1 protein-coding gene and 2 pseudogenes are annotated in these 2,545 nt (G+C 35.4%); 1 reads left to right on the top strand and 2 read right to left on the bottom strand.

All coding sequences use genetic code 11. The features are described from left to right. Window positions 1-191: 191 nt before the first annotated feature. Window positions 192-294 (top strand): annotated as a pseudogene (locus ASL19_RS18550) (transposase); the annotation flags it as partial. A 531-nt stretch (window positions 295-825) separates the two neighbouring features. Here ASL19_RS18550 and ASL19_RS07650 read toward each other — a convergent pair. After that, entirely contained in the window at window positions 826-1,890 is a 1,065-nt protein-coding gene (locus tag ASL19_RS07650) for an acyltransferase (protein ID WP_057177885.1), read from the bottom strand. 365 nt (window positions 1,891-2,255) lie between these two features. Beyond that, a pseudogene (locus ASL19_RS16680) lies at window positions 2,256-2,545 on the bottom strand (photosystem II q(b) protein); the annotation flags it as partial.

Below are 2,545 nucleotides of genomic sequence, written 5' to 3'. Positions count from 1 at the left end.
ACACATCTACATTAGACTTAAAAGGTTCATTATCCCGAGCGCGTGAGATTGTCAATTAGACCTGTTGCGAAATAGTGATTAAAATACCAGCAATCCTTATGCAATCTAGCTTTGAGGGATTTCACGGTATAATTCCCGAAATCCTTGTCGGAAAAGCCTTTCAGGGATATTCTGGCTTATTACCCAACAACTCTATTGAATCAGTCGGTGCAAAAGTTAAGTTTTTACCCCCCTATTCTCCAGACTTATCTCCGATAGAATTGTGTTGGTCAAAATTAAAGCAATTTCTCCGTAGTCGGGAGGCACGAACATTAGAAGCCCTAAATGAGTCCATGACAAGTGCAGTAAATTATATTACAGCAGAGGATGCGCTTAATTGGTTCAATCATTGTGGTTTATTTACATGAAAACCGCTGTATTATAGCTTATCTTATTTTGGAGTTTAACTACATAAAAATCCCTGTAATTTTAGTTATTATGTACTACATTAGGATCCTCTTTGATCTGTTACAGCTTAAGTGCGGAATGTGGGATTTAAGTATTATTGGATGCTCGTATTTTTACTCCCTCTCCTACAGGCGATCGCCCCTTTCATTCCCATCCCCTTGGAATAACTGGATTGTCAAATGACGGAAAACGTTTTCCGTAAGCTATCTCGGTAGAGCTTACCGTTTGATCCGAACGAATCGGAATCTGAATTCCTTCAAACCATCATTCTAGATTTTTTGCCGCGATCTCTGTTTTCGGTGTGTCCACATTCAGGACAAACGTAAACTCCTTCGCGGCATTTTGTGGCGGTGTCTACCACAGTTTGAGCAAAAATGATTATAAATACTTCTCAAGAAATTTAATTTTTTTCGTGAAGTTTGTCAAGGATATTGTGATAATAGCAATCAAAGCAAATATCATCAAAAAAATAATTGAATCTGGTAATGGAGAAAATTCTAAATTTTGGGGATAAACCCAAACAGCTATATCTATTAAAATATAATGAATACAATAGATGCCTAGAGAACAATTAGAAATTAATTGTATGAAGACAGGTGGTGGATATGACAAATAATTAATAGCCAAATAACTAACGATATAGGCAGAAATAATTAGAGATAGTCTCGAGTAAATTGGCAAAAGTAGTCGATCTTCCCAGAAGTCATAACCTTGTAGATATCTCCACTCGATTACTACTGTACAACATAGGATTAGCAAGATGACACACCACGTTGCTACAGACATTTTATTTAATGAATTAGTTTCATTATCTAGCTGCATATATAAGAGGTAAGAAGAAAATATGTAGGGGATAAAATTTAAAGGATTCCAATGTTGAGTCATATCGATATTTAATAAAGCCAGGGGGAAAATTCTAATAAATGGCAATAAAAACACAATTAGACTGCTAATTAATAAAAATGAAACCACAAGATATTTATTTTTCAACAAACCTATTTTCATTAATAATCCTGAGATGGCAGTTAATAATATCAGGTCGGATAAAAAATATATTAATGTATGTCCCCCAGAAGCAATGAAGGTGTTAATAGATAGAAAATTTAATGAGGGTAATTCTCCATGTTCGATAACTAATTTGATAAAAATTGGATATATAAGAAACCATAGAACATAAATTTTTGTTATATCAATTATCCTTTTTTTGAAATATTTTTCTTTGATATTAAGGTTCAAATAAAAAAGAAATAAAGAAATCTGTAAAAATACAGGAACTGCGAGAAAGCCAAAATTATAAATGAATGAATTTATCAGGACTTCTTCGATTGGCGTGAAATGGAAATGATTTGAAAATTCATATTGAACATGCAAGAGAACAACTATTAAAGAGCAGATAACTCGCAAATAGTCAAATCCATATAATTTTCGGGAAATTGTTGACATAAGGTTCTATATTTTAGCTCGATATTTAACTGAAATGCTAAGTAAAAATGCTGAAATATCTGACTCAGTGGGGAATGATAAAGAATAATCAATTAACTTCTCTGTTTCCTTCCTTCTAGCCACCACAACACAACTGCCATAATTGTTGCAGCTATGAGAATTGGCGCAATCAAGCGAAAACTCATCTGCACGGCAAACAATAATGCTTCAACAGGTGCATCTGTAACATCAATAGGAGATTTAGCTTGGGTGTGAGTATAAGTCAAAATAGAAAATAGAATACCTATCAGCGATAAACCTGTGATCTGTCCTAATGTGCGTGACAAAAACAACAACCCCGAAGCAATAACCAATCGCTCTGGGGATATACCTCCGTTAGCGCGGTTGATTACGTCAGCCCATGTACCGATTACGCGTCCTTGAGAATCAATGATGGATTGGTTGAAGTTGAATCCATTCAGGTTGAATGCCATGGTGCTTACACCCAGTGCTGTAAACCAGATTCCTACTACTGGCCATGCTGCCAAGAAGAAGTGTAGTGAACGGCTGTTGTTGAATGAAGCATATTGGAATATCAAGCGTCCGAAGTAACCGTGTGCTGCTACGATGTTGTAGGTTTCTTCCTCTTGTCCGAACTTGTAACCATAGTTCTGAG

Origin of the sequence: Cylindrospermopsis sp. CR12 (assembly GCF_001432185.1) — a bacterium.
GTDB lineage: Bacteria > Cyanobacteriota > Cyanobacteriia > Cyanobacteriales > Nostocaceae > Raphidiopsis > Raphidiopsis raciborskii.
Note: the sequence above shows the minus strand (reverse complement) of the source record. Positions and strands in the feature narration are given on the sequence as shown.